Raw genomic sequence first — 25,264 nt, 5'->3', positions numbered from 1 at the left:
GCCTTAACCAGCGTCTGGGAACGTTTCGCCCCATGCCTCGCTCCTTCATCCGTGGCTCATGTGCATGGAATGGACTGAGTGGTCATCGGTCGTCGTCGTCGGCGTGTGCACGTGCCCCTTGAACCGGTCGAGCGCGTCCTGCGCGCCCGCGGGCAGGCTGCCGTCGGCGTTGCGCACCAGGAAGATCCCCGACATGCCGCCGTCCGAGTGCTGCTGGACGTGGCAGTGGTACATCCACACGCCGGGGCCGACGCCGTCGCCCGCGATCACCTGGAAGCCGAACGAGCTGCCGGGGTCGAGGTTCTTGTTGTCGATCACCTGCGCGTTGTCGGTGGCGCTGGCGAGCATGCCGGTGCGGGTGTCCGCCCAGCGGTGCGCGTGCAGGTGGAAGGTGTGCGGGAGGTTGCCGTGCCCGATGCAGATCCACTCGACGCGCTCGCCGAGCCTGGCCTCGAAGATCGGGGTGTCCGGGGCCATCTTGTGGTTGATCATCATCTCGTTGAACACCACGGTGTACTGCCGCAGCGGCAGCAGGTCGCCGCGCTTGCGCACGATCAGGCCGCCGTAGAGGCCCTTGGCCAGGCCGCCGGTGCCGTGGTCGGTGCCCATCGCGTGGTCGTGGTAGTGCCAGTACCCCGCGCTGCCGGGCATCCAGAAGCCGCCGTTGGTCTGGTACTGCGTGCGCGTGCGCCAGATGTAGGTGCGGGTCTCGCGTGGCTTGTTGAACGACGCGTTGAGCGGCGCGCCGTCCGACGACGTCTCGTAGTTGACGCCGTGCGGGTGGATCGAGAGGCGCTGGTCGGTGTTGTTGACCAGCTCGATCTCGAGCGTGTCGCCTTCGTAGATCTCCAGCAGCGGCCCGGGAATCGTGGCCTGGCCCGGTTCGAGGCCGTAGCCGTACAGCCCGCCGGGCAGCTGCTCGGCGTAGATGGTGACGCGGCGGGTCAGGCCCGCCGCCGTCGCCGACGGTGGTGCGGAACTGGCGCCGACCACGACCGGGGCGAGCACCCCCGCGGTGGCGCCCGCCAATACCGACCGGCGGGAAAGTCCTCTGCTTATGTCCATTGTGGATATTCCCGTCAGTAGCGCAGATTGCGGAGGTAGTCGAAGCCGACCTTGGCGGTGGTCAGCGAGTTGACCGGGTTGTCGTGCTCCACGATGTACTCGCGCAGATTCCAGTAGGTGGCGGCGAAAATGCGCGGGAAGTTGATGACACCGGCGCCGGGGTCGACCATCTTGCCGTCCGCGGTCCGGTCCTTCACGTGGTACTGCATGACCCGCGAGAAGTTCGCCTCGTACAGGTCGATCGGGTTGACGCCGGCGTTGACCGCCCAGAACAGGTCGATTTCCAGGTGCACGTACCGCCGGTCGGTGTTCGCGGTCAGCACGTCGTACGGCCGGACCCCGTCGATGGGCTGGAACTCGTGCGAATGGTTGTGGTACCCCAGTTCGATGCCCGCCGACGCGAACGCCAGCGCCGCCGCGTCCAGCCGCCCGGCGAAGGCCTTCCACTGGTCGATGGTCGAGAACTGCGCGAACGGGACGTTGGCGTAGCGGTTGCCGAGGATCTTGGCGTCCGCGATCGTCTTGTTCAGGTCACCGTCGATGCCGACGTGTGTGGAGGTCGCGCGGATGTGGTTCTTGTCCAGCAGCGCGCGGAATTCCTGCGCTGACCGGCCATAGGTGCCCGCGAGCTCGACCTGCCGGTAGCCGATGTCGGCCAGCGCGGACAGCGTGCCGGGCAGGTCCGCCTGCAGCGCGTCGCGCAGGGTGTAGAGCTGGATGCTGATCTTGCTGAGCGGGATGGGACGGTAGCCGAATCCGGGAGCCGCGGCCGCCGAACCCGGGAGAGACAGCGCCGCGCCCGCCGCGAGTGCGGCCGTCGCCGCCGCGCCACGCAGGATCGAACGCCGGGAAAGGGCCTGCTGAGCTTCGTCACCGCACATGGACTTCCCTCATTTCTGGTTGCTGAAAGCCGCGTCGAATGCAGTCGACGGGCGGTCGAACAAGTGCTCGCGCAGATAGGTCACGGCCTCGGCCGCGCCCCGCAGCCGGTCCATGCCCGCGTCTTCCCATTCCACCGAGATCGGGCCCGCGTACCCGATCGCGTTCAGCGCCCGGAAGCAGTCCTCCCACGGCACGTCACCGTGCCCGACGGAGACGAAATCCCAGCCACGGCGCGGATCCGCCCACGCGAGGTGCGAGCCGAGCCTGCCGTTGCGGCCGTCGAACCGCTTGCGGGTGTCCTTGCAGTCCACGTGATAGATGCGGTCGGCGAAGTCGAGGATGAACCCGACCGGGTCGAGGTCCTGCCAGACGAAGTGCGACGGGTCCCAGTTGAGGCCGAACGCGGGCCGGTTGCCGACGGCCTCCAGCGCGCGCTTGGTCGTCCAGTAGTCGTAGGCGATCTCCGACGGGTGGACCTCGTGCGCGAACCGGACGCCGACGTCGTCGAACACGTCCAGGATCGGGTTCCAGCGGCGCGCGAAGTCCTCGTAGCCGTCGTCGATGACCGCCTGCGAGACCGGCGGGAACATCGCCACGTACTTCCAGATCTTCGAGCCCGTGAATCCGATGACCGTGTCGACCCCGAGCAGCCTCGCGGCCCGCGCGGTGTCGGCCATGTCGGCGGCCGCACGCTGCCGGACGCCCTCGGCATCACCGTCACCCCACACCCTCGAGGGGATGATGGCCTGGTGCCGTTCGTCGATCGGATCGTCGCAGACCGCCTGGCCGGTCAGGTGGTTGGAGATCGCCCACACCTTGAGGCCGTGGTCGGCCAGCAGCTGCAGCCGGTTCGGCACGTAGTCCGGTTCGGACAGTGCGCGGTCGACCTCGAAGTGGTCTCCGGAGCAAGCGATCTCGAGCCCGTCGTACCCCCATTCCGACGCGAGCTTGCAGACCTCGGTGAACGGCAGATCGGCCCACTGGCCGGTGAACAACGTGATGGGACGGCCCATCGGAACTCCTCTACTTCAGGCCCTGCAGATTCAGCAACAGCGGATGCACATCGGTCGCGCCCAAGCGACCGGCCGGTTCGAAGCCGGGCTCGGAGCACAGCAGGATCGGGCCGTCCTCGGCCGAATCCGGGAGCCGCCCGTGTGAACCGCGGACCCAGCGCGGATCGGTCGGCACCACGTTCATCGCGTACCGCAGCCCGGCGAACTTCTTCGCCAGGTTGAGCCCGGCGCGGGCCTTGGCGAACTTGTCGGCCGGGTCGAAGAACAACTCGGCCGGGTCATAGCCGGGTTTGCGGTGGATTTCCACGCCACGCGCGAAGTCGGGCGCGCGGGCGTCGTCGAGCCAGTAGTAATACGTGAACCACGAGTCGGGTTCGGCGACCGCGACCAGCTCACCGGCGCGCTCGTGGTCGAGCCCGTAGCGGGCCTGCGCCTCCCGGTCGAGCACCTCGTCGACGCCGGTCAGCTCGCGGATCAGTGCTTTGACCCGGTCCACATCGGACGGATCGCGGACGTAGACGTGCGCGACCTGATGATCCGCGACGGCGAACGCGCGCGACGCCCACGGGTCCAGGTATTCCATGCCCGCCTGGGTGTAGACCTCGAGCAGGCCGTCTTGGCGCAACGCCCGGTTGATGTCGACCGGCCTGCTGACCGGCGTGATCCCGTACTCGCTGAGCACGACCACGGCCGCGCCCGCGTTGCGCGCGTCGTCGAGGAGCGGCGCGAGCGCCTTGTCGAGTTCGCGGGCCGCCTTCGACGCTTCCGGCGAGTTGGGGCCGAAGCGCTGGAGGTCGTAGTCGAGATGCGGGACGTAGGCCAGCAGCAGATCGGGCCGCCGCTCGCGCAGGATCTGGCGCGTCGCGCCGATCACCCAGCGGCTCGACTTGAGCGAGGCCGTCGGTCCCCAGTACTGGAAGAGCGGGAACTCCCCCAGCTCTCCGGTGAGCCGGTCGTGCAGCTCGGGCGGGCGGACGTAGGCGTCGGGCGACTTGCGGCCGTCGGCGTGGTAGATCGGCCGGGGTGTGACCGTGACGTCGGTCGACATGCCCATCGCGTACCACCAGCAAACGTTTGCGGCCTTGTATCCCGGATGCGCCGCCCGCGCGGTCTCCCAGAGCTTCTCGCCGCCGACGAGCCGATTGTGCTGACGCCACAGGAAGATCTCACCGAGTTCGCGGAAGAACCAGCCGTTGCCGACGATCCCGTGCTGCGCGGGCATCAGCCCGGTGAGGAAGGTGGACTGCACGCTGCAGGTGACCGCGGGCAGGATCGTGCCGAGCTCCGCCTGCCAGCCGTCGCGGGCGACCGCGGCCAGCTTCGGCATGTCACGCAAGGCTTTCGGCGTCAGGCCGACCACGTCGATGACGACCAGCGGTTTCATGCGGACGCTCCTTCCCTGGCGAGCGCCGCACGCGCCCACCGCAGTTCCGCGGCGATCCCGCCGACCAGGTCACCGGCATCGGGCAGCACGCTCCAGGTGTAGGTCTCGACCTCGATGTGCGGTTCGCCGGGCAGTCCCTTGAGGACGGTGCGCAGCACGTCCGTGGTCGTGGCCAGCGGCGCCTCGGGCGTCCAATGCAGTGGCATGTGGAAGTGCACGCGCCACGGCCCCCGGCCCGGCAGGTCGCGCATGGCCTCCGGCAGGTCGTCGGCCTTGAGCACCCGGTCGCCGAGTTCGCGCACCTGGTGCAGGTACCGCGGCTCGGCGAAAGCGGCCAGCGCTTCGCGTGCCTCGGACGGCTTTTCCACGTGCAACGCGGCCGATGCCTGCACCTTGACGATGTCCACTGTGGACGCCGCGATCGCCGCAAGCGTTTGCGCCGGGTCGGCGAACGAGACCGCGAGATGACAGGTGTCCAGGCAGAGCCCGACGTACTCGGGATCGACCCGGTTCGAGAGCCAGCCGAGCGCGTCGGCGACGGTGTCGAGCACACACCCGGGTTCCGGCTCCACGGCGAGCTTGATCGGCCGGTCCCCCGTCGCACGGGCGGCCCGCACGACCCGCTCGAACGACTCGGCGGCACGCAGGTCGTCGTAGGTGCTCCACGGCTCACGCCAGGCGAGCGGCAACGTCGAGATGCTGCCGTACTCAGCGTCGTCGGCGAGCAGGTCGGCGAGCACGTTCACACAGTCGATCGTGTAGGAGACCCGCGCCTCGTCGGTCCACTGTGGAACGTAAACCGCGTGCTTGACCACCTCGTCGTGGAAGCCGCCATACGGGAAAGCGTTGAGCGTGTACACGGCCAACCCGCGCGCGTCGAGTTCCGCGCGGAACCGCCGCCGGGCGGCCCGGTCGTCCGCGAGACCGCGCGCGACCGGCGCGGACAGCCACAGCCCGACCCCGAGCCGGTCGTCGCCGAGCCGCTCGCGCACGGGCAGCGCGTACTCGTCGAGCTGGCGCATGATCCCGGCGACGTCCTCGGCCGGGTGCACGTTCGTACAGTAGGAGATCACTTACGCGCACCTCGCAGCACCGAGTTGCCGGAGAACTCCTGCGCCTCGCCGGTGAACCCTGGCAGCGGGTCGAGCGTGAGCCTGCCGCTCTGGCCGTAGAACGCGACCGGGTTGTCCCACAGCACCTTGTCCACATCGGACTGCGCGAACCCGTCGGCGAGCATCGCCTGCCCGGTCAGGAACGTCTTGAGCGGATCGGACCGGCCCCAGTCGGCGGCCGAGTTGACGATCATCTTCTCGAGCCCGTACTCACGCAGGATCGCGACCATCCGGTGTTCGTCCATTTTGGTGTCCGGGTAGATCGAGAACCCCATCCAGCAGCCGGAATCCTTGACCAGCCCGACGGTGACCTCGTTGAGGTGATCGACCACCACCCGCTCCATCGGCAGGCCGGACTCGCGGACCACGTCGAGCGTGCGCTTCGTGCCTTCGAGCTTGTCGCGGTGCGGGGTGTGCACGAGCACCGGCAGGTCGTGCTCGACGGCCAGCGCGAGCTGGCGCGCGAAGACGTCGTCCTCCTCCGGGGTCATCGAGTCGTAGCCGACCTCGCCGACCGCGACCACGCCGTCCTTGGCGAGGTAACGCGGCAGCACGTCGAGCACCTCGACGCAGCGGGGATCGTTGGCCTCCTTGGGGTTCAGCGCGATCGTGCAGTGGTGCCGGATGCCGAACTGCGCGGCGCGGAACCGCTCCCAGCCGATGAGCGCGTCGAAGTAGTCGGTGAAGGAGCCGACGCTGGTCCGCGGCTGGCCGAGCCAGAACGCGGGTTCGACGAGTGCGCGGACACCGGCCGCGTACATCGCCTCGTAGTCGTTGGTCGTCCGCGAGGTCATGTGGATGTGGGGATCGAAGATGCGCACGATCAGCCTTCCTTCAGCAACTCGAGTGCGTCGGCGGGCACGTCACGCCCGGCCGCGCCGCGTTCGGCGGCGAAGTCCGCCAGCATCCGCAGCAGCTCGCCGTCCTTCCTGACCTCGATGCTCGCGACGGCGGCCAGCGGCACGCCGACGAAAACGCACTTCAGCACCCCATGCCGCCAGGCGTGCTGATCGAGATGCCGCGCGGCGAAGGCGCCCATCGCGGCCGCGACCAGCCGGATGTCGTTGGCGCGCAAGGCGTCCGCGACCAGCTGCTGCCCGGCCTCGACCACCGGCTGCTCGAGCGTGCCGTCGGTGACCAGCCGGTTGAGTCCACGCAGGACACCGCGCCGCTCGGCGTCGTCGCCGTAGCGGTACAGCTCCCCCACCTCGCTCGCCAGCGCCGGCGCGTCGAGCTGGGCGGCGAGCACGGTGAGCAGGCGGGACCTGGCCTGGTCGTCGACCGTGCCCTCGACCAGGCCGTGCGGGTCGGTGTCCGGCCGCAGCGCGGACCGGCCGACCTCGCGGCCCACCGCGGGGAACAACCCGGCGATGGCGGACGGGGTCTCGCGGATGCGGGTTTCGGCCTTCTCCAGCCAGGTCTGCACCGGCATGGCCGCGCGCAACGCCTCGATCGACCGCCGCGCGACCTCGGGCGCGGCGTGGCTGTGCCGGGGCAGTTCGACCGCGGCCAGCCCGGTGTAGCCGGTCTCGGCAAGCGCGGCGAGGGTGGCGCGCAGGTCGAGCCGCCCGGTGCCGAATTCGAGGTGCTCGTGGACCTTCGGCATCATGTCGTCGAGCTGGACGTTCCACAGCAGGTCACCGGCCTGGCGGATGCAGGCGGCCGCGTCGACCGGCTCGACCGCGACGCAGTGGCCGACGTCGAGCGTCACGCCGAGCAGCTCGGGGTTGCCGAGCTCCTCCCGCAGCCGCAGCACGTCGGCGAGATGCTCGACGAGATGTCCTGGCTCGGGTTCCATCGCGAGCCGGACGGTCGCGTGGTCGAGCACCTCGGCGACACCGTCGCGCAGCCGTCGCCACGCGACCTCATCGTCCACAGTGGAGACCCCGGACCAGAACGACACGCAGTCGGCGCCGAGATCCGCCGCGACTTTCATGGCCCTGCCGAGGAAATCGATCCGCAGGCCGGGATCGTCGGAGAGCAGGGTCGGCTGATGCTTGCGCCACGGGTCGAGCAGGTACCGCGCCCCGGTCTCGACGACCACCCGGTTCAGCCCGAGCGAGGACAGCCGGGCGGCGACCCGGTCGACCTCCTTGGGCAGGTCGTCGTCGTACGGGTCGAGGTGATTGTGGTCGAGCGTCAGCGCGACGCCGCCGTAGCCGAGTTCGGCGATGACGGCGAGCGCGTCGTCCAGTGTGTGGTTGCCGAAGCCGTTGGTGCCGTATCCCAAGGTGAAGGTCATGTCGGGCTCACCTTCCGCGACAGTGCTCTGGCCAGTGGCAGCGCGGCCGAAACCAGAGCGGCGCCGAGCATCGAGCCGCGCGCGGCGACGGCCGCCTGCAACGGGACCATGCCGTGGATGCCGGTCATGGTCGCCTTGCGGACCTTCTTGGCCGACGGGTCGCGCGCGGCGTCCGCCTGCGCCCGCCCGACGAACCCCGCGTACCCCGAACCGGCGGCCAGCGAAGCCACGCGATGCCACCGGCCCCGAGCGGGACCGGTGACTGCCAACGTTGTCGCCACACAACTAGTCGTCATGGCGACACGCGCGGTAGTCACCGAAGCGCCGTGCACCTCCCCTGTGGACAGTGCCGTGACACCCAGCGTGTGCACCCCGACCGCCGCCGCGGCCACCGGCGCCCGGCCGCCCATGAGGACGTCGAGCGTGCGGCAGACCGCCATCCCGAGCGGCCCGGCCGCCGTCGGCTTGAGCAGCGTGTCGTACGCCCACACCGCCGCGGCCAGCGGAACCGCCACCTTGACCGCGGCCTTCCCGCCCCCGAGCGCGGCGAGCCCCAGCCCCGCCGCGGTCAGTCCGATCCCAGTGCCGAGCGCGGCGTCCGCGCTCACCCGGCCTGACGGGATCGGCCGTTCGGGACGCTCGACCGCGTCGAGCGTGCGGTCCGCCCAGTCGTTCAAAGCCATGCCCGCCCAATAGAAAGCGACCGAGGAAAGCGGAAGCAGCAACCGCTTCCCTCTCAGCGGGACACCGGCCGCCGACGCCCCGGCGACCGTGTCGCCGAGCACCGTCAGCGCGGCGGGTGCCCGCACGAGTTCGAGGTAGGCCTTCATAAAGTCGCCGCCCAGTCGAGGAGACGGCGGGTCTGCTCGGCGAACCGGTGCTCGTCGCTGCCGAGCGGGTCCTTGAAAAAGAAGCCCAGCTCGGTCAGCGCACCACGCTGCCCGGCCGCGTGCGCCGCCGTGACCAGGCGCGCGAGGTCGAGGATCAGCGGCGCGGCGAGCGCCGAGTCGTAGCCGGTCCAGGTGAACTGCAAGCTCATCCGCGCACCGAGGAAGCCCTCGAACGACACGTTGTCCCACGCGGTCTTGGTCTCGCCGAGGTCCGGCACGTTGTCGATGTGCAGTGGCGCGGTCACCTGCCCGCCGAGGAGCGCGGCCAGCCCGCGTGCCTTCGAGTCGAGCTTGCTGCCCGCGGTCACCGGGTCGGCCAGCGTCTCGCCGTCGCCGCCGCCGAGCAGGTTGGTGCCCGACCACGACCGGACCTTCAACGCCCGCGCGGTGAACATCGGCGCCAAGACCGTGCGCAGCAACGTCTCGCCGGTCTTGCCGTCGCATCCGGCGTACGGCAACCCTTCCCGCTCGGCGAGCTGCCGCAGTGCGGGCAGGGTGATGCCCGCCGACGGCGTGAACTCGACGTACGGGCACCCCGCCCGGAGTGCCGCGTACGCCGAAAGCGAGCTGGGCGGAAGCACGGACCGGGCGGGATCGGCCATCGCGCGTTCCAGCAAGGCGAGGTTCTCGTGCTCGGGCAGCAGCGGGCACGGCGCCTCGGTGGACGACACGTTGAGCACCACGACCCTGGCCAGGTCGTGCCTCTCGGCGAAGGCGCGGATGTCAGCGGACAGCCGCGCCGCCGCGTCCGCCTGCGCACCCGAGTGTGCCGCTGGGTGGTACCCGTCGCGGATCTCGGTGTCCACAGCGGACAGTCCGGATCGGACGGCGGTCAGCACAGCGTGACCGAACACCCCGGCGTCGACGAGCTGCTCGGCCCGCTTCTCCAGCCCGGTGTGCACGATGTCGTGCCCGCCGAGCACCAGGTCATCCCAGGTGGGAAGCGGCACGCCGGCGAACGCGGGCAGTTCGGTGACACAGCCGGTCGGGCCGGCGACCCGGGCACGCAGCGCGAGCAGTCCCACGGTCGCGGTGGTGGCCACCGATCCGCGAGCGCCGACGAGCCAGACGCCGGTGCGTTCCTGAGCAGGCATTTTCCCACCTTCGATCTCGTACGTCAGGACCTTTCGGATCGAACCAGCCGAACCGGCGTTTGCCATGCGACTTTCGGCCAGACTTGCGAGACAGGTTTCGCTGGTTCAGACCTCCTGCCAGCCGGAGCCCGCCGCGGCGCTCTCCTCGACCGCGCCGAGCACCCGCTGCACGCGCAGGCCGTCGTCGAAGCTCGGTTCGGGGTGATATCCGCCGCCGATCGCGGTGAGCAGGTCGGCGACCTCGTTGGTGAAGGTGTGCTCGTAGCCGAGCAGGTGACCGGGCGGCCACCAGACCCCGACGTACGGGTGCTGCGGTTCGGTGACCAGGATCCGGCGGAACCCGGCCTCGGTCGGCGGCTCGGTCCCGTCGTACCAGGACAGTTCGTTCATCGACTCGAAGTCGAACGCCAGGCTCGCCTTCGACCCGTTGACCTCCAGCCGCATGGAGTTCTTGCGCCCCAAGGCATAGCGGGTCGCCTCGAAGCTCGCGACCGCACCCGAGGTCATCCGGCCGATGAACAGCGCGCAGTCGTCGACGGTCACCTCGCCGACGCCACCGGCCGCGTCGGGCCGCTGGTGAACGAAGGTGTTGGTCAGCGCGGACACCCCGGTGATCAGCTCGCCGGTGACGAACTGCGCGGCGTCCACGATGTGCGCGCCGAGGTCGCCCAGCGCGCCGGAACCGGCGAGATCCTTGTTCAGCCGCCAGCTCATGGGCGACTTCGGGTCGGACAGCCAGTCCTGCAGATACACACTGCGCACGTGCCGGATGTCGCCGAGCGCGCCACTCGCCACGAGCTTCCTGGCGTGCGCGAGCGCGGGCACGCGGCGGTAGTTGAAGGCCACCATCGACCGCACGCCCCGCTCGCCCGCCTTGCGCGCGGCCTCGGCCATCGCCTCGGCTTCCGCGACCGTGTTGGCCATCGGTTTCTCGCACAGCACGTGTTTTCCGGCTTCGAGCGCGGCGATCGCGATCTCGGCGTGGCTGTCGCCCGGCGTGCAGATGTCGATCAGGTCGACGTCGTCACGGGCGATCAGCGCACGCCAGTCGGTCTCGACCGCGGCCCAGCCGAACTTCTGCGCCGCGGCCTTGGCCCGTGTCTCGTCACGGCCGCCGAGCACGGCGAGTCTCGGGACCAGCGGCGTGTCGAAGAACCGGTGCACGTTGCGCCACGCGTGCGAATGCACCGCACCCATGAACGCGTGGCCCACCATGCCGATCCCGATGGTTTCCCCTGCAGCCGGGCTCATGCCCCTCCTTGTCATTTGCCTGTGCGGACCGGGATAAAGCGGGCTTTATCCCGTCTGGGTCAGGAGTCGAAGCCGACGTCGAGGTACTGGTCGACGTTCTCCTTGGTGACCACCGCGGAATAGGTGGTGATCTCGGCCGGGATCTCGTGCTCGGCGAAGTCGCCGATCCCCTTCGACTGGCCGAGCAGCCGCGCCAGCGCGATGGCCGTGGACGCCATCGACGGGCTGTACAGGACCGTCGCCTTGATCGGCGAGGCGTCGGCCTTGATCAGGTTCATCATGTTCTTCGAGCCGGCGCCGCCGACCATCAGGAAGTCCTTGCGGCCCGCGTTCTGGATCGCCGCGTTGACGCCGACGCCCTGGTCGTCGTCGTGGTTCCACAGCGCGTCGAGCTTGGCGGCCGACTGCAGCAGGTTCGCGGTCTGCGCCTCACCGGACTCCGGGGTGAACTGCGCGGAGACGCGCGGCCCGACCTGGAAACCGTGCCGTGCCAACGCGTCCTTGTAGCCCTTGCTGCGTTCCTGGGTCAACGGCAGTGAGTCGATCCCGGCGACCTCGCCGATGATCGGGGCGGTGATGCCCTTGGCCTTCATCTGCGCGGCGATGTAGTTGCCCGCGTTGACGCCCATGCGGTAGTTGTCGCCGCCGATCCAGGTGCGGTACGCGAGCGGGGTGTCGAAGACGCGGTCCAGGTTGATCACCGGGATGCCCTTGTCCATCGCCTGCTGGCCGACCGCGGTGAGCGCCTTGCCGTCGAACGGCAGGATCACCAGCACGTTGACCTTGGCGTTGATCAGCGTCTCGACCTGCGAGATCTGCTGGTTGACGTCGTTGGTGCCCTCGGTCGCGTTGAGCGTGACCTCGCTGAACTTCGCGGCCTGCGCCTTGGCGTTCTTGGTCATCGCGGCCATCCAGCCGTGGTCCGCGGCGGGCGCGGAGAAGCCGATGGTGACCGGCTTGCCGGGCTGGCCGCTGTTCCCCGCGGCGACCGGCGCGTTGCCCTCGGCCTTCGGCGCCTCGTTCGAGGTGCACGCGGCGAGCAGCGCGCCCGCGCCGACGGCCGCGCCACCGAGCAGGAAACCACGGCGCTGTAACGGTTGTCCGGTCATGACGACCCTCCACTGGTCTTGGTCTTGCGGGCGCGGAACTGCAGCAGGGCGGCGAGCACGATGATCACGCCCTTGGCGATGTTCTGGATGTCGGTGTCCAGGTTGTTGAGCGTGAAGAGGTTGGACAGCACGGTGAAGATCAGCACCCCGATCAGCGTGCCGACGAGCGAGCCGCGGCCACCGGTCAGCAGCGTGCCGCCGATGACGACCGCCGCGATCGCGTCGAGCTCGTAGAGCGTGCCGTTGGTCGACGCGCCCGCGGTGGTGCGCGCGACGACCATCAGCGCGGCGATTCCGCAGCAGAGCCCGGCGACGCCGTAGACGAGCGCGGTGTGCCGCTTGACGTTGATGCCCGCGAGCCGCGAGGCCTCGGCGTTGCCGCCGACCGCATAGGTGCGGCGGCCAAAGGTGGTGCGGTTCAACAGGATCCAGCCGACCACGAAGACCAGCGCGAACATCCAGATCAGCACCGGGATGCCGAGGAGGTCGCCCCGGAAGAAGTCGAGGAAGCCGGTCTCGGCGACGACCTGGGTCCGGCGGCCGCTGATCCGCTCGGCGAGCCCGCGTGCCGAGACGTACATCGCCAGCGTCGCGATGAACGGCACGATCTTGCCGTAGGAGACCAGTATCCCGTTGATCAGGCCGCAGCCGAGGCCGACCGCGAGCCCGCAGATCACCATCACGAACGGCCCGTACGACTGGGTGGCGAGCGTGGTCAGCCAGACGCTGGACAACGCGACGATCGAGCCGACCGACAGATCGATGCCGCCGCTGATGATCACGAAGGTCATCCCCACGCTGACCACGCCGATCGCGGCGGCCAGCCGGAGGATGGTCGAGATGTTGCCTTCGGTGAAGAACTGGTCGGGCCGGGTGAGCTGCCCGGCCAGGCACAGGATCACCAGCACGCCGCCGAGCCCCACCAGGCGCGGGTCGGCACCCCAGAGGAACCGCTTTTCCTTGGCGGGCAATGGCTTCTCCGGTTCGGTCACCAGCACCGTCTCTGTCACGCCGCACTCCCTTCGAGAATCACGTCGAGCACGTCCGCTTCGGTGAGGTCCGCCGACGGGCGTTCGGCCAGTACACGTCCTTCGCGCAGCACCAGCACCCGGTCGGACAGGCCGAGCACCTCCGGGATCTCGCTGGAGACCAGCACGATCGCCACCCCGGTCGCGGCCAGTTCGCTGATCAGCCGGTACAGCTCGGCCCGCGCGCCGACGTCGACACCGCGCGTCGGCTCGTCGAGCAGCAGCACGCGGCAGCCGCGCACCAGCCACCGCGCGAGCACGGCCTTCTGCTGGTTGCCGCCGGAGAGCGTGCCGACGATCCGGTGCGGGTCGGCGGGCCGCAGGTCGAGGCGCCGCAGGCTCTCCCCCGCGTCCTCGAGTTCCTTCGCGCGTTCGGTGAAGCCGAGCGTCGCGTACCGGGTGAGGCTGGCGAGCGTCACGTTGTGGACGACCGGGAGATCGAGCAGCAGGCCCTGGCTCTTGCGCTCTTCCGGCGCGAGTCCGATGCCCGCCTTCACCGCGCCGGAGACGCTGCCAAGACGGAGCTTTTTCCCGTCGACGGTCACGGATCCGGTGTCGGCCGGGCGGGCGCCGAAGATCGTTTCGAGCAGCTCGCTGCGTCCCGAGCCGACAAGGCCCGCGATGCCGAGCACTTCGCCCGCGCGCACGCTGAAGCTGACGTCCTCGAATTCGCCCGCGCGCGAAAGTCCTCGCACCTGAAGGACTTCGGTGTCCCGGACGTGCTCTTCGTGCCGTGGCCCGAACACGGTCTCCACCTTGCGTCCGGCCATCAGCTGGACGAGGTCGGCGGTCGGCGTGGTGCGGGCGTCGAGCCCGGTGCCGACGGTCTTGCCGTCCTTGAGCACGGTCACCCGGTGCCCGATCCGGCGCAGTTCTTCGAGCCGGTGCGAGATGTAGACGATCGCGACGCCCTCGGCCGTCAGCTCCTCGACGATGCGGAAGAGATTGTCGACCTCTTCGCCCGCGAGCGCGGCGGTCGGCTCGTCCATCACGAGCAGCTTGGCGTCGTGCGCGAGCGCCCTGGCCATGGAGACCAGCTGCTGGCCCGCCGCCGAGAGCTTGCCGACCTCGGTGCCCGGCCGGATCTCGGGATGGCCGAGCCTGGTCATCAGCCTGGCGGCTTCGGCGCGGGCGTAGGCGACCCGGCTGAACCCGAACTTGGCGGGCTCGCGGCCGAGGAAGATGTTCTCCGCGACGGAAAGTCCCGGTACCAGGTCGAGTTCCTGGTACATGGTGGCGATGCCGAGCTTGAGCGCGTCGACCGGCGAGGCGAGCGTGACCGGCTCGCCCTGCCAGGTGATCTCGCCTTCGTCAGGGCGGTGCGCGCCGGCGAGCACCTTGATCAGGGTCGACTTGCCCGCGCCGTTCTGGCCGAGCAGGCAGTGCACCTCGCCGGGTTCGACGTCGAAGTCGACCCCGCCGAGCGCGCGGACACCGGGGAACGTCTTCACGATCCCGCGTACGGAAAGCAAGCTCATACCGACGCCTCCACGAGTGGGATCAGGGTTGGATCGGCGAACAGCCGTTCGGTCGCCAGGTGTGCCGCGCCCCGGAGCGGGGCGGACGTGCCGAGCGGGGACGGTTCGACGCGGCAGCGCGCGGCGGTGCCGAGCGGGCGCGCGGCGAGTTCGATGCGGATCGGCTCGACCAGCCAGGCGCCGAGCTCGGCGAAGTATCCGCCCAGTATCACGACATCCGGGTCGAGCACGTCGACCACAGTGGACAGTGCGATGCCGAGCGCGACGCCGAGTTCGAGCACGGCCGTGGCGGCGCGGCGGTCACCGCGGAGAACCCGCTCACGCAGCAACGCGACCCGGCCGTCGACACCGAGAGCGGGGTCGTGCAGCAAGTCACCCGGCGGCGCGGCGGCCCGCAGCACGGCGGCGAGCCCGGCCTTGGTCTCCAGGCACCCCGCGCGGCCGCAAGGACATTGGTCGCCATTGGGATCGACGGCGACGTGGCCGACCTCGCCGGCGAAACCGCGCGCACCGCGCAAAACCGAGCCCGCGGAGATGAGTCCGGCGCCCACCCCGATGCCACCGGAGAGGTAGAAGAGTTCGCGCACGCCGACGCCCGCGCCCGCGACGGATTCGCCGATCGCGCCGAGGTTGGCCTCGTTGTCGACGGCGATAGCGTCGGCGGGCAGCTGGAGCCGCGCGGCCATCAAGTCGGCGATCTCGGCGTCGCGCCAGCGCAGGGTCGGCGCGAACCGGAGCACGGCGGCGGCCGAGTCGACCAGGCCGGGCACGGAGATGGTGACCCCGACCGGGCGGCTCCCGTCCGAGGGCAGCACGCGCTTGGCGAGCAGCGCGAGTTCGTCCATGCCGCGGTGCAGGCCGAGCGCGGGGACGTCGGCGGACTCGGCCTCCTCGGCGATGACCCGGCCGTTGAGGTCGACGACGACCGCGGCGAACCGGTCGGCCTCGATGCTCAGCGCGAGCCCGTGTGCGCTCGCGCCGCAGAGTTCGACCAGCTGACTGGGCCTGCCGTTGCCGCCGGTGAGCACGCCTGCCGCGCGGACGAGCCCGCGTTCGGAGAGCTCGGTGACCAGTCCGGAGACGGCGGCCTTGGTGATCCCGCAGCGCGTGGCGAGCTGCGTGCGCGACAGCGGACCCTCGCGCAGCGCGCGCAAGAGCGCGGCAAGGTTCGCCACGCGCGGGCTGTCCATCACGACCACGTTGTCCCCACTTTTGCCACCGACCGAGCAAACTTTGTTACTCAGGCAGCGAAAGTAGGGTGGCGTGTGTCACTCGTCAAGGTGAATTTAAGGTCTTGTCCGACCTTGTCACCCGATTAGTCGCAGGATCAGACACAGACTTTCGCACTTCGAGTGCGAAAGTCTGCTTGATCTGAGCACTACTAGGTGAGTTGGCTCAGCTGCTTAGGGTGAATGCCCGATCGGTCGCGGACCACGCCGCGCCGATCACCCCGGCGGTGTCACCGAGCTCGGAAAGCACGATCGGAAGGTTGCCGGTGGCCAGCGGCAGCGACCGCCGGTACACCGCGCCGCGCACCTCGGCGAGCAGCTGATGACCGAGCTGCGCGACCCCGCCGCCGATCACGACCATGCCCGGGTTGATGAAGCACACGAGCGAGGCGACCACCTGGCCGAGCCTGCGCCCGCCATCGCGAATGAGGTTCACGGCGCCGAAGTCCCCCGCCGCCGCGGCCCGCCCGACATCCTGCGCGGTGACCGTCCCCCGCTCGGCCGCCGCCTCGGCGAGGAACGCCGACCGCCCGCTGCGCGCGAGCGTCAACCCATCACGCGCCAGCGCGGCTCCGCCGAAGTACGCCTCGAGACAGCCGACCTCACCACACGCGCACGTCGGGCCGTAGTCGTCGAGCCGGATGTGCCCGATGTCGCCCGCGGTCCCCGCGACACCCCGGTACACCTTGCCGCCGAGCACGATCCCGCAGCCGATCCCGGTCCCGATCTTGACGAAGACGAGGTCATCGGTCGACCGCGCGACCCCCGCGTGCCGCTCCCCGAGCGCCATCGCGTTGACGTCGTTGTCCACGGTCACCGGACAGCTCCACAGTCCCCCGAGATGATCACGCACGGAGAACCGGTCCCACCCCGGCATGATCGGCGGCGCGACCGCCATACCTTCGGCGAAACTCACCGGCCCCGGCAGCCCGATCCCGGCGGCGATCAGCTTGCCCGGCACCTCTTCGCGCACCTTCACCGCGAGTTCGGCCACCCGCCGCAACACCGGATGCGGCCCCTGCCGCACATCGCAGTCCTCAACGGTATGCGTGAGCACTTCGCAGGAGGCGTCGGTGACGGCAACCCCGACCGACGTCGCACCGACATCGACCGCGAGCACCCGCAGCCCCGGATCGAGCCGCACCAGCGTCGACCGCCGCCCACCCCGGCTCGCCGACGGCCCCGCAGTCTCGACCAGCCCGATCTCAGCGAGCCTGCCCACCTCGACGGCCACCCGCGCACGCGGCAGTTCCAGCCGCTCCCCCAGCTCGACCCGTGACATCGGGCCCTCGTCCCGCAGCAGCGTGAGCAGCTGCGTCTGGTGCCGGGTTTCGACCATCGGATGGTCGGTGGTTGATGCCGCGCTCATCCCCTGAGCCTACGGCGTGTAGTCGCCGCGAGGGGGACCGACATGGCCCGCCGGGTACCGCACAAGTCCCCTCCGCGACGCCGTTCCACTTTATCCAAAGCTTCAACTAAGTCGAGAGGCAATCGGGTGGTTTCTTGCTCACCGGGGTTGTGAGGGTTTGCGGCCGGTTCTGACGGCGGTGCCCCGAACGTGACGTGCCCTGACGCGGCTCGCGCTCACCAAGTTCGGTCCGCCGAGGGAGCTTTCATCAAGCCCACGTTCCGTGTAAGGCCGACGGCGGCGTGGCCTGCCCGGGTCAGGAGCCTAGGCATCATAGTGAAGTGGCCGGGGAGGCGTTCGTTGTCGCGGACCTTGCGTCTGGCTTGGGCGATCCAAGAGAAGGCTCGTTCGACGACCCAGCGTCGGGGCAGGATGGCGAAGGTTTTCTGCCCGGCGACTTTCTTGACGATGTCGAGTGTCATCGCGAGGTTTTTCCTCGCCCAGTCGACTAGGTCGGCGCTAGTACAGTCGCCATCGGCCCAGCCCCAGCTCACCTCGCACTGGAGGGCGTGCAGCGCGATCTTGCAGGATGGTGGCGGTGGCCAGCAGTAACCCTTGGTTGTCAGTGACGATGTGGCGTTTGCGGCCGTCGATCTCCTCGAATACCTCGTTCTTGGACCAGCGCATGAAGAATCCACGCACCGTCTACCACGGCGGGAAATCCGAAGGCAGATCACGCCATTTGATGCCGCTGGCTCACCCTGGCTGGTTCGTGAGTGTTGCCGGCGGCCGCGGAAGCAACCCTGGGTTTCGGGTTTGTCTGGGTCGCATCTAGGGCGGTCCCGTATGAACATTTCCGCTCGTGGGGTCGGGCCGCGTAGTGGGTCACCGCGGAAATATCCATACGGACCGAGGGCACAGTGGCACAACGCCGATTGGGCTCACCGGAAGCCTCGGCCGGTACTTGCTGCCTGCCTTGACGCTGGATTGGGCTGCCTTGGTCGTGGGGTGCGATGGGGGCAGCAAGGGTGATCGGGTAGGTGGTCGGCGGCGTAATGGTCCGGCCGAGGTTTTCTGTGAGGGCTCAGGGTGGTTGATGTGTTGGGTTTTCGGCCGCTGGGTGGCCGAAAAGCCTGCACATCAACCGGGTGGATCCTTGGGTTCTGCGCGGGCGCCCGTAGGCCGGGGTCGCTATCGCGCGACGAGGGGCACTTCCGGTCTCTGCTGCGCACGTGTTGGAGGCATTGCGCCACAGGCGATCCTCACCTACTTGCGATCAGATTCGGGTGGTGTGCATGGTGTTGCGACGAGGTGTGCGTGCGGGGTCGATGAACGCCGGTGGAATGAACTCGGGGTATCCGTCGCTGGCGATGCGTACTTCCCAGTCACTGTTGTGGATCAGTCGGTGGTGTCGTCCGCAGAGCAGCACGAGATTGTCGATCCGGGTTTCCCCGTGGTGGGCCCAGAAAACAATGTGGTGAGCCGTGCATTGCTGCGGCGGCGCATCACAGCCGGGGAAGGCGCAGCCACCATCCCGGATCGCCAACGCCCGCCGTTGTGCCGGTGTCGCGAGGCGTTGAGCCCGACCCACATCCAAGGGCTCGCCATGAGAGCCGAGGGTGACCGGGATGACTTTGCAGTCACACGCCAGCAGGCGTGCTTCGGTGGCGCTGATGTCCCCGACCAAGTCCAGGCAGGCCCGCCCGATCCCGGACTTGAGTTCGTCCAGGCCCAGAGTGACCACAACGTGCACACTGTCCCCGGCCTGGGTGGGGATGTCAGGGTTGCCCATCCCGATGCGGACGAAGGTGGCGAACGCATCGCCGAGTCGTTCCCACTGGGAGCGTGTATCGCGGCCTTCTTCCTCGGATGCCGGGCGGGGTTTGGCAAGTGGGTCGAGTGTTGCTTTGAGTCGGGCGATGGTTTCGGCATCGGTTTTGATCTTTATGCCGTGGGAGCCGTCGCGGTGGGTCACGAACCCGAGTTCGTGCCGTGGTTCGGCTGGATCTGGGTCTTTGGGTTCCCGTCCGTCCGGGTCGAGCCGGTCGCGCAGGTTTTTCGCGGCGTGGGTGATCTGGCGAGGCCCGGCGGTGCGCGCGAGGTTGACCAGGATCTCTTCCCCGGTCTCCCGGTCTTCGGCTGAGACTGTGGGTGGGAGTGCGCCCAGGGCGGCGATGATCGGATCCAGCTGCGCCGCGCCGAGATCACCGGCCAGCGCCGCCGCGGCGGCATGCGGTGCGAGTGCGGGAATCCGGGTGCCGCCATCCTGGCGTGGATTGAGGGCTCGGGCGCGGTCGACGCGGGCTTTGGCTTCGGAGTGCTTGATCTGCACCCAGTCCACCAGCATCCCCGGCACCGTGGCGTAGCCGGTCACTTCCTTCACGCCGCGGGATTCGATTTCGGCGAGGATCTGCCCCTGCTCGGCCTCCAGGCGCCGTTTCTCTCGTTCGCGGGCGACGTAGGCGAGCAGCAGCGTGTCTTTGTCGCAGCGCCACCACTCCGGTGGTGCTGCAGTGTCAGGACTTTCGGTGCTGATCATGCATCCCACACTACCAGCGCCCAGAGTCATATGCCACTAGACACGCCGAGCTGGCCGAGCACACGCCCAAGCAAGCAGCAAGTACCAGCCGGGGTTTCCGGTGAGCCACAACGAAATCCGACCACCGTGCCCTCGGTCCGTATGGATATTTCCGCAGCGACCCGAAACACCACCCGACCCCGGAGCGGAAATGTCCATACGGGATGTCTTGAGATCCGCCCCCGACAGACCCACACCCCAGAGCAAGAAGCCGCCCCAACGCATCCAGCGAACGGACGCCCCCCAGTTAGCCCGGGCGCCGCAATCGCAGAGCGTCTCAAGGATCCCGTGGTACTGATGTGCCCAAATCCACAGAGGAGGAATCCTTGCCCCACATCGACATCAAGTCCCCCGCCCCCGGCATCCGCGGCCTGTTCGAGTTCCGCCCCGAGACCGCCGGACCACTCGGCCTCCTCGCCGAGACCCTCCTGCGCGGCCCGAGCACGCTGACCGTCGGCGAGCGCGAGCTGATCGCCGCGACCGTGTCACGCGGCAACGAGTGCACGTTCTGCTCACTGAGCCACGGTGCCGCCGCGGCTGCCGCGCTCGACGACGGCACGCAGGTCGTCGAGGCGACCTGGCGCGGCGTTGACGAGGCCCCCGTCTCGGCGAAGCTGCGGGCGCTGCTGCGTATCGCGCTCGCCGCCCGCGAGACCGGCAAGGCCGTCACCACCGAGCTGGTCGACGCTGCCAAGGAACTCGGCGCGACCGACACCGAAATCCACGACACCGTCCTCATCGCGGCCGCCTTCTGCATGTACAACCGCTACGTCGACGGGCTGGCCACCGTCGCCTCGCCGGATCTCGCCGACTACGAAGAAGCCGGGCGTCAGTTGATCGAGCACGGTTACCTCAGGTTGGGCGGGGGTGGCACGCTGGCGTCGTGACGTTCCAGCAACCACCACCGCGTGACGAAGAGATCCTGCGCGTGCTTCAGGACCGCGACGGCGTGCCGACCACGGTCGTGCTGCGAGACGGGCGGGCGCTGACCGTCTTCGACATCAGCTGGGGGTACGACATGGGCGACGAGTTCGCCCATGTCACCACCAATGTCGAACTGGGCGATGAGAACACGCCACTCGATGTCTTCGTCACGAACGAGGTGGCCAAGATCGTCGCCCCGGAATCCGGCGAGGTGCTGCTCGAGGTGGGCTAGCGGCGCAAGGCCGTCTCGCGGTCCATGTGCGACAGCTTCTCCGGGTTGCGCACGGCGTACAGCCCGGTGACGAGGCCGTCGTCGATACGGACCGCGAGCACGGTGTCGACCTCGCCGTCGATGCGGACGACCAGCGCAGGGAAACCGTTGACCTGCACCGGTTGCAACGTACCCAGCGCGGCGATCCGGCCGATGCCGGAGGCGAGCATGCGAGCCACCTTGTCGGCTCCGCTGACCGGCCGCAAAACCGCCTGCTTGACTCCGCCACCGTCGCCCATAAGCACGACGTCCGGCGCCAGAAGGTCGAGCAGGCGCTGCAGATCGCCCGTCTCGACCGCACTCTGGAACGCCTCGAGAGCGCCTCGGGACTCGGCCGCGGAGACGGTGCCGCGCGGACGGCGGGCGGCGACGTGGGAGCGGGCGCGGTGGGCGATCTGGCGGACCGCGGCCGGGGTCTTGCCGACGGCCTCCGCGATCTCGTCGTAGCCGACGTCGAACACGTCGCGGAGCACGAAGACCGCGCGCTCGGTCGGGGTGAGCGTCTCCAGCACCAGCATCATCGCCATCGACACGCTGTCCGCCAGCTCGACGTCCTCGGCCACGTCCGGCGCCGTGAGCAGCGGCTCTGGCAGCCACGACCCGACGTAGGTCTCCTTGCGGCGCCCCAGCGTCCGCAACCGGGTGAGTGCCAGCCGGGTGGTGATCCGGACCAGGTACGCGCGCTCGTTCTCGACGATCTCCTGGTCGACACCCGCCCACCGCAGCCAGGTCTCCTGCAGCACGTCCTCCGCGTCGGCGGCCGAGCCGAGCATCTCGTAAGCCACCGTGAACAGCAGGTTCCGGTGAGTCAGGAACGCATCGGTCATGAGCTTCTCCCCCTTCGCGGTCGGACTGTAGCGCCCACGGGATGCCGGTCGTCGCGGTTTTGTGACACCCGCGCCGGGGTGTCGTGCGTCACAGCACCGGGTTGTCACACGGCTCGGGGCACCGGCATCTCATGGCCGACAGCAAGACACCACGAGTGAGGACGAAGTCATGGAACCCCGTTTCGACCTGTTCAGCAACGAGATCGGCGCCAAGATCGCGAAGCGGTTCGCCGCCACCAGCACGGTGCTCGGCCAGTCGGGACTGCCGCACAGCGTTCAGGAGCTGGTGAGCCTGCGCGCCAGCCAGATCAACGGCTGCGGCTGGTGCATCGACTACCACGTCAAGGAGGCCACCGCCGCGGGCGAGACCGCGCTCCGGCTCCACCTGGTCGCGGCCTGGCGTGAGTCCACTGTGTTCACCGAGGCCGAGCAGGCCGCGCTGGCGCTCGCGGAGGAGGGCACCCGCCTCGCCGACGCGCACCAGGGCGTGAGCGACGAGACCTGGGCTCAGGTGCGCAAGCACTTCGACGACGACCAGGTCGCCGCGCTCGTCTCACTGGTCGCCCTGATCAACGCCGCCAACCGGCTCGCCGTGATCGTGCACCAGAAGGGCGGTTCGTACGAGACCGGGGCGTTCGCCGCCGCCACCCAGTGACCACGCAGGGGTCGTGAGTGTTCCGGCCGGTTCTAACCGGTCTAAACACTCACGACTCCTTTTTCTCTAGCCACGTTGCGGTCGGGTGACGTCCCGTAACATTTTCCGATTGTCCGACGACGCGGAGGCGTAGGTTTCCTGCCTCGAAACGCGGAGCAAGGACACATGGGCGATTTGCCGGCGGCGTTGCATCGCGCGATCCTCGCGGTCGATATCGAGGGATTCAGCGCTCGCGACCGGACCAATCCGCATCAAGCGACACTGCGCAAGGGCCTGTACCACGTCCTCAAGCAGGCGTTTTCCCGATCCGGGCTGCCGTGGAACCGGTGCTATCACGAAGATCGCGGTGATGGCGTGCTTTTCTTGATCCCGCCGGATCTGCCGAAGAATTTGGCGGTTTCGCGGCTTCCCGGTGAATTGTCCACCGCGCTGCGCGAGCACAACGAAACGCAGGGCGAACGGACGAAAATCCGGGTGCGGGTCGCGGTGCACGCCGGGGAGATCGTGCAGGACGCGCATGGTGTGGTGGGTTCGGCGATCAATATGACATTCCGGTTGCTGGAAGCGCCCGCGCTCAAAGCCGCGCTGGCGTCGTCGAGTGGGGTGCTCGCGCACATCGTGTCGGAATGGTTTTACGAAGAGGTCGTGCGGCATCATCCCGAAAGCGCGCCGGCGACCTATCGGCGCGTCGAGGTCAAGGTGAAGGAAACCGAGACCACCGCTTGGATCAGCCTGCCGGATCGGCCGTACGCGCCCGTGGTGAGCTCGGTCGCGCCGCGGGCTTCGCAGGCCGCCCCGATGCAGCTTCCCGCTGCGATACAAGGTTTTGTCGGCCGCGAGCCGGAGTTGAAGGAACTCGACGAGCTGATCGACGGGCAGGACGTGAAGCACTCGACGGTGATCGTCTCGGCGATCTCGGGCACCGCGGGAATCGGCAAGACCGCGCTCGCCGCGTATTGGTCGCACGAAAACGCACACCGTTTTCCCGACGGCCAGCTTTACGTCAATCTGCGGGGTTACGACATCGAGCCGCCGCTGAGTCCCGAGCACGCGTTGGACGGTTTCCTTCGCGCGCTCGAGGTGCCGTCGAGCAAGATTCCCGCCGACCTGACCGGGCTCGCCACCCGCTTCCGCTCCGAGGTGAACGGCAGGCGGCTGCTCATCCTGCTGGACAACGCCAACGCCGCCGATCAGGTCCGCCCGCTGCTGCCCGGCTCGCCGGGCTGCCTGGTGCTGGTCACCAGCCGCAACCGCCTTTCCGGACTCGTCGCGCGGGACGGCGCGCACCGGATCACGCTCGAATCGCTGTCGCCGGAAGACTCGCTCGAACTGCTGCGGCGGATCGCCGGCGCGGAGCGGATCGACGCCGAACCCGAAGCGGCGGCCGACATCGCCGAGAAGTGCGCCTATCTTCCGCTGACGCTGCGGATCGTCGCGGAGCGGATCGCTGCCAGCGCTTACCTGACCTTGGCCGACCTCGCGGGCGAACTCGCCGAGGAACACGACCGGCTCAACGTGCTGGCCACCGAGGACGACGACCAGTCGACCGCGGCGAGAGCGGTGTTCTCGTGGTCCTACCAGGTCTTGCCACCCGATGTGGCGCGGCTGTTCCGGCTGCTCGGCCTGCATCGCGGGCCCGACATCGGCACCGCGGCCGCCGCCGTGCTGCTGGACGCGTCGGAGCACCGGGCGCGGCGCCTGCTCCACGCGCTCACCAACGTGCACCTGCTGGAGGAGACCGCCCGCGACCGCTACCGCTTCCACGACCTGCTCCGCGTCTACGCCGCCGAATGCGCCGAGGAACCGGCCTTCCGCGACGACGGCACGGCAGCCATGCGACGCCTGCTCACCTGGTACCTGGTCACGGCCGACGCGGCCGACCGGATGCTCGCCCCGCATCGCAGGCGGGTGCCGCTGGAAGGCCACGACGCGACGTTCGATTCCAGTGAGGAAGCACTGCTCTGGTGCGAGGCCGAGCGGCTCAACCTCGTCGCCGCCGCCGGCCAGGCGGGCGAGTACGGGATGGACGCGCTCGGCTGGCAGCTGCCCGCCGTGCTCGGCGAATTCCTTTACCTGCGCAGGTATCTCGCCGACTGGCTGACCACGCACGAGATCGGCCTGGCCTGCGCGCGGCGGCTCGGCGACGGGCTCGGGATCGGCTGGATGCTGACCAACCTCGGCATTCTCGCGGTCGAGCTGCGGCAGTTCGACCGGGCCGTCGACCACCTCGAAGGCGCGCGCGCCGTGCTCAGCCCGCTCGTCGCCGAGGGCGGGCACGACGGCACGCCCACCCACGTCCTCGGCGTCGCGCTGACCTGCCTCGGGCTGGCCTTCGCCGGGCTGCGGCGGCTCGACCGGGCCATCGACCGCCATCAGCAGGCACTGGCCGTGCACCGGGCGATCGCCAACCGCTGGGGTGAGGCGTGGAGCCTCAGCGGGATGGGCGCGGCCAACGCCGAGCTCGGGCAGTTCGAGGAGGCGATCACGTACCAGCGCCAGGCGCTCGCCCTCCATCAGGAGGTCGGCAACCGCTGGCGGGAGGGCAGCACGCTGACCTACATCGGCGTCGCGTACGCCGGGCTGGGCCGGTTCGACGCGGCGATCGAGTGCCAGCGCGAGGCGCTCGCCATCCATCGCGAGGTCGGGAACCAGTGGGGTCAGGCGTGGACGTTGCGCGACCTCGGTGAGGCGCTGCACGCCGCTGGCCAGGCCGATTCCGCTTACGTGGCTTGGCATCAGGCGCTCGTCCTGTTCGACGAACTCGACCCCGCCCAGGCGGCGGCACTGCGCGCGCAGGTGAAATCAACGCGACCGGATCCGGCGTAGGTGTTATCGTCGGTGATCATGATGGTGGCCGAGGACGATATCTCCGGGTGAACCGGCG

Annotated in this window: 23 protein-coding genes; 4 read left to right on the top strand and 19 right to left on the bottom strand. The window is 69.1% G+C overall.

All coding sequences use genetic code 11. From position 1 onward, the window contains the following. Positions 1-45 precede the first annotated feature (45 nt). The 18 genes from BLV57_RS00550 to BLV57_RS00470 all read right to left on the bottom strand — a co-directional run bounded on the left by BLV57_RS00550 (position 46) and on the right by BLV57_RS00470 (position 19,664). A complete protein-coding gene (locus BLV57_RS00550) occupies positions 46-1,065 on the bottom strand; it encodes a multicopper oxidase domain-containing protein (protein ID WP_091285199.1) in 1,020 nt (339 codons plus the stop codon). Between the two features lie 14 nt (positions 1,066-1,079). Then, a complete protein-coding gene (locus BLV57_RS00545; RefSeq protein ID WP_091285197.1) occupies positions 1,080-1,946 on the bottom strand; it encodes a sugar phosphate isomerase/epimerase family protein in 867 nt (288 codons plus the stop codon). Positions 1,947-1,955: 9 nt separating this feature from the next. Continuing rightward, the gene (locus BLV57_RS00540) at positions 1,956-2,960 is read right to left on the bottom strand and encodes a sugar phosphate isomerase/epimerase family protein (RefSeq protein ID WP_091285195.1); all 1,005 of its coding nucleotides are present in this window, start codon (positions 2,958-2,960) and stop codon (positions 1,956-1,958) included. Between the two features lie 10 nt (positions 2,961-2,970). Continuing rightward, on the bottom strand, positions 2,971-4,344 hold the full coding sequence (locus BLV57_RS00535; RefSeq protein WP_091285192.1) for an alkaline phosphatase family protein: 1,374 nt from the start codon (positions 4,342-4,344) through the stop codon (positions 2,971-2,973). Next, positions 4,341-5,417: a metabolite traffic protein EboE gene (gene eboE / locus BLV57_RS00530; RefSeq protein ID WP_091285189.1), complete on the bottom strand. Its 1,077-nt coding sequence runs from the start codon at positions 5,415-5,417 to the stop codon at positions 4,341-4,343. Before eboE ends, BLV57_RS00535 begins: the two co-directional genes overlap by 4 nt. Further along, the gene (locus BLV57_RS00525) at positions 5,414-6,277 is read right to left on the bottom strand and encodes a TatD family hydrolase (RefSeq protein ID WP_091285186.1); all 864 of its coding nucleotides are present in this window, start codon (positions 6,275-6,277) and stop codon (positions 5,414-5,416) included. The genes eboE and BLV57_RS00525 overlap by 4 nt, the downstream gene beginning before the upstream one ends. 2 nt (positions 6,278-6,279) lie before the next feature. Then, positions 6,280-7,698, bottom strand: a complete 1,419-nt coding sequence (locus BLV57_RS00520; RefSeq protein WP_091285183.1) for an EboA domain-containing protein — start codon at positions 7,696-7,698, stop codon at positions 6,280-6,282. After that, the gene (locus tag BLV57_RS00515; RefSeq protein ID WP_091285181.1) at positions 7,695-8,528 is read right to left on the bottom strand and encodes an SCO3242 family prenyltransferase; all 834 of its coding nucleotides are present in this window, start codon (positions 8,526-8,528) and stop codon (positions 7,695-7,697) included. The genes BLV57_RS00520 and BLV57_RS00515 overlap by 4 nt, the downstream gene beginning before the upstream one ends. Further along, on the bottom strand, positions 8,525-9,682 hold the full coding sequence (locus BLV57_RS00510) for an inositol-3-phosphate synthase (protein ID WP_091287783.1): 1,158 nt from the start codon (positions 9,680-9,682) through the stop codon (positions 8,525-8,527). The genes BLV57_RS00515 and BLV57_RS00510 overlap by 4 nt, the downstream gene beginning before the upstream one ends. Positions 9,683-9,787: 105 nt before the next feature. After that, the gene (locus BLV57_RS00505) at positions 9,788-10,933 is read right to left on the bottom strand and encodes a Gfo/Idh/MocA family protein (protein ID WP_091285178.1); all 1,146 of its coding nucleotides are present in this window, start codon (positions 10,931-10,933) and stop codon (positions 9,788-9,790) included. Positions 10,934-10,992: 59 nt separating this feature from the next. Continuing rightward, positions 10,993-12,042 (bottom strand): substrate-binding domain-containing protein, encoded by a 1,050-nt coding sequence (locus BLV57_RS00500; RefSeq protein WP_091285176.1) that lies wholly within the window; start codon positions 12,040-12,042, stop codon positions 10,993-10,995. Then, positions 12,039-13,052: an ABC transporter permease gene (locus BLV57_RS00495; RefSeq protein WP_425425926.1), complete on the bottom strand. Its 1,014-nt coding sequence runs from the start codon at positions 13,050-13,052 to the stop codon at positions 12,039-12,041. Before BLV57_RS00495 ends, BLV57_RS00500 begins: the two co-directional genes overlap by 4 nt. Continuing rightward, complete coding sequence (locus BLV57_RS00490) at positions 13,049-14,548, bottom strand: sugar ABC transporter ATP-binding protein (protein ID WP_091285173.1); 1,500 nt, start codon at positions 14,546-14,548, stop codon at positions 13,049-13,051. Before BLV57_RS00490 ends, BLV57_RS00495 begins: the two co-directional genes overlap by 4 nt. Next, positions 14,545-15,738: an ROK family transcriptional regulator gene (locus BLV57_RS00485; RefSeq protein WP_091285170.1), complete on the bottom strand. Its 1,194-nt coding sequence runs from the start codon at positions 15,736-15,738 to the stop codon at positions 14,545-14,547. The genes BLV57_RS00490 and BLV57_RS00485 overlap by 4 nt, the downstream gene beginning before the upstream one ends. A 205-nt stretch (positions 15,739-15,943) precedes the next feature. Further along, positions 15,944-17,146, bottom strand: a complete 1,203-nt coding sequence (locus tag BLV57_RS00480; protein WP_091285168.1) for an ROK family transcriptional regulator — start codon at positions 17,144-17,146, stop codon at positions 15,944-15,946. Between the two features lie 215 nt (positions 17,147-17,361). After that, positions 17,362-17,607, bottom strand: coding sequence for a transposase (locus BLV57_RS44365; protein WP_143046937.1), 246 nt, complete (start codon positions 17,605-17,607; stop codon positions 17,362-17,364). 37 nt (positions 17,608-17,644) lie between these two features. Beyond that, positions 17,645-17,812, bottom strand: coding sequence for a hypothetical protein (locus BLV57_RS43140; protein WP_176968452.1), 168 nt, complete (start codon positions 17,810-17,812; stop codon positions 17,645-17,647). A gap of 589 nt (positions 17,813-18,401) precedes the next feature. Next, positions 18,402-19,664, bottom strand: a complete 1,263-nt coding sequence (locus BLV57_RS00470) for an HNH endonuclease signature motif containing protein (protein ID WP_091285163.1) — start codon at positions 19,662-19,664, stop codon at positions 18,402-18,404. Between the two features lie 365 nt (positions 19,665-20,029). On the opposite strand from BLV57_RS00470, the gene BLV57_RS00465 reads away from it, so the two are divergent. Then, a complete protein-coding gene (locus BLV57_RS00465) occupies positions 20,030-20,590 on the top strand; it encodes a carboxymuconolactone decarboxylase family protein (protein WP_091285160.1) in 561 nt (186 codons plus the stop codon). After that, entirely contained in the window at positions 20,587-20,859 is a 273-nt protein-coding gene (locus tag BLV57_RS00460) for a hypothetical protein (protein WP_091285157.1), read from the top strand. The genes BLV57_RS00465 and BLV57_RS00460 overlap by 4 nt, the downstream gene beginning before the upstream one ends. On the opposite strand, the gene BLV57_RS00455 is transcribed toward BLV57_RS00460, so the two are convergent. Continuing rightward, positions 20,856-21,725, bottom strand: coding sequence for an RNA polymerase sigma-70 factor (locus tag BLV57_RS00455; protein WP_091285155.1), 870 nt, complete (start codon positions 21,723-21,725; stop codon positions 20,856-20,858). The two genes, BLV57_RS00460 and BLV57_RS00455, sit on opposite strands and share 4 nt — an antisense overlap. Positions 21,726-21,894: 169 nt before the next feature. Here BLV57_RS00455 and BLV57_RS00450 point away from each other — a divergent pair, with 169 nt between their 5' ends. Further along, positions 21,895-22,380: a carboxymuconolactone decarboxylase family protein gene (locus BLV57_RS00450; protein ID WP_091285150.1), complete on the top strand. Its 486-nt coding sequence runs from the start codon at positions 21,895-21,897 to the stop codon at positions 22,378-22,380. A 165-nt stretch (positions 22,381-22,545) separates the two neighbouring features. Next, positions 22,546-25,206, top strand: a complete 2,661-nt coding sequence (locus BLV57_RS00445; RefSeq protein WP_091285147.1) for a tetratricopeptide repeat protein — start codon at positions 22,546-22,548, stop codon at positions 25,204-25,206. Positions 25,207-25,264: the final 58 nt, after the last annotated feature.

It is taken from the genome of Amycolatopsis xylanica (genome assembly GCF_900107045.1).
GTDB lineage: Bacteria > Actinomycetota > Actinomycetes > Mycobacteriales > Pseudonocardiaceae > Amycolatopsis > Amycolatopsis xylanica.
This window is presented reverse-complemented; position numbering and strand designations above follow the sequence as displayed.

Excerpts from the sequence above, each read along its gene's own strand:
- BLV57_RS44365 (WP_143046937.1), bottom strand. The coding sequence starts at position 17,607 with ATGACACTCGACATCGTCAAGAAAGTCGCCGGGCAGAAAACCTTCGCC.
- BLV57_RS00510 (WP_091287783.1), bottom strand. The coding sequence starts at position 9,682 with ATGCCTGCTCAGGAACGCACCGGCGTCTGGCTCGTCGGCGCTCGCGGA.
- BLV57_RS00515 (WP_091285181.1), bottom strand. The coding sequence starts at position 8,528 with ATGAAGGCCTACCTCGAACTCGTGCGGGCACCCGCCGCGCTGACGGTG.
- BLV57_RS00445 (WP_091285147.1), top strand. The coding sequence starts at position 22,546 with ATGGGCGATTTGCCGGCGGCGTTGCATCGCGCGATCCTCGCGGTCGAT.
- BLV57_RS00550 (WP_091285199.1), bottom strand. The coding sequence starts at position 1,065 with ATGGACATAAGCAGAGGACTTTCCCGCCGGTCGGTATTGGCGGGCGCC.
- BLV57_RS00470 (WP_091285163.1), bottom strand. The coding sequence starts at position 19,664 with ATGATCAGCACCGAAAGTCCTGACACTGCAGCACCACCGGAGTGGTGG.
- BLV57_RS00450 (WP_091285150.1), top strand. The coding sequence starts at position 21,895 with ATGGAACCCCGTTTCGACCTGTTCAGCAACGAGATCGGCGCCAAGATC.
- BLV57_RS00505 (WP_091285178.1), bottom strand. The coding sequence starts at position 10,933 with ATGAGCCCGGCTGCAGGGGAAACCATCGGGATCGGCATGGTGGGCCAC.
- BLV57_RS00485 (WP_091285170.1), bottom strand. The coding sequence starts at position 15,738 with ATGGACAGCCCGCGCGTGGCGAACCTTGCCGCGCTCTTGCGCGCGCTG.
- BLV57_RS00520 (WP_091285183.1), bottom strand. The coding sequence starts at position 7,698 with ATGACCTTCACCTTGGGATACGGCACCAACGGCTTCGGCAACCACACA.
- BLV57_RS00545 (WP_091285197.1), bottom strand. The coding sequence starts at position 1,946 with ATGTGCGGTGACGAAGCTCAGCAGGCCCTTTCCCGGCGTTCGATCCTG.
- BLV57_RS00500 (WP_091285176.1), bottom strand. The coding sequence starts at position 12,042 with ATGACCGGACAACCGTTACAGCGCCGTGGTTTCCTGCTCGGTGGCGCG.
- BLV57_RS00455 (WP_091285155.1), bottom strand. The coding sequence starts at position 21,725 with ATGACCGATGCGTTCCTGACTCACCGGAACCTGCTGTTCACGGTGGCT.
- BLV57_RS00535 (WP_091285192.1), bottom strand. The coding sequence starts at position 4,344 with ATGAAACCGCTGGTCGTCATCGACGTGGTCGGCCTGACGCCGAAAGCC.
- BLV57_RS00490 (WP_091285173.1), bottom strand. The coding sequence starts at position 14,548 with ATGAGCTTGCTTTCCGTACGCGGGATCGTGAAGACGTTCCCCGGTGTC.
- BLV57_RS00540 (WP_091285195.1), bottom strand. The coding sequence starts at position 2,960 with ATGGGCCGTCCCATCACGTTGTTCACCGGCCAGTGGGCCGATCTGCCG.
- BLV57_RS43140 (WP_176968452.1), bottom strand. The coding sequence starts at position 17,812 with ATGCGCTGGTCCAAGAACGAGGTATTCGAGGAGATCGACGGCCGCAAA.
- BLV57_RS00480 (WP_091285168.1), bottom strand. The coding sequence starts at position 17,146 with ATGAGCGCGGCATCAACCACCGACCATCCGATGGTCGAAACCCGGCAC.